This window comes from Bradyrhizobium sp. CCBAU 11386 (genome assembly GCF_028128955.1).
Taxonomy (GTDB): domain Bacteria; phylum Pseudomonadota; class Alphaproteobacteria; order Rhizobiales; family Xanthobacteraceae; genus Bradyrhizobium.
The window spans coordinates 1-500 of the sequence record NZ_LBKA01000063.1 but is presented as its reverse complement, the minus strand read 5'-3'; the positions used below and the strand labels follow the sequence as shown (position 1 = coordinate 500).

Genomic DNA, 500 nt, shown 5'->3' with positions numbered 1-500 from the left:
CGCCCAGCAGATCGGCGAAGTGGTCAAGCTCATCACGGCGATCGCCGAGCAGACCAACCTGTTGGCGCTCAACGCCACCATTGAGGCGGCCCGCGCCGGTGAAGCCGGCCGCGGCTTTGCGGTGGTTGCGAGCGAAGTGAAGTCGCTGGCCAGCCAGACGGCGAAGGCGACCGACGAGATTTCCTCCCATATCACGGGCATGCAGGGTGCCACGGCCGAGTCCGTCGCCGCGATCAAGGAGATCGGCGCCACCATCGGCCAGATCTCGTCGATCTCGACGTCGATCGCCAGCGCCGTCGAGCAGCAGGGCGCCGCGACCCAGGAGATCGCGCGCAGCGTCCAGACGGTCGCCCAGGGTACCCAGACCGCAGCCACCGACATCGGCGAGGTCAACCGCGGCGCCGCCGAGACCGGCTCGGCCTCGGAAGAGGTGCTGAACTCGGCCAAGACGCTGTCATCCGAAAGCACCCGCCTCCGCGCCGAGCTCGACCGCTTCATGG

Annotated in this window: 1 protein-coding gene; it reads left to right on the top strand. The window is 68.6% G+C overall.

Annotation, left to right across the window (positions count from 1 at the left end; genetic code table 11):
• On the top strand, window positions 1-500 hold a 500-nt coding region (locus XI09_RS08370), incomplete at both ends, for a methyl-accepting chemotaxis protein (protein WP_271566417.1).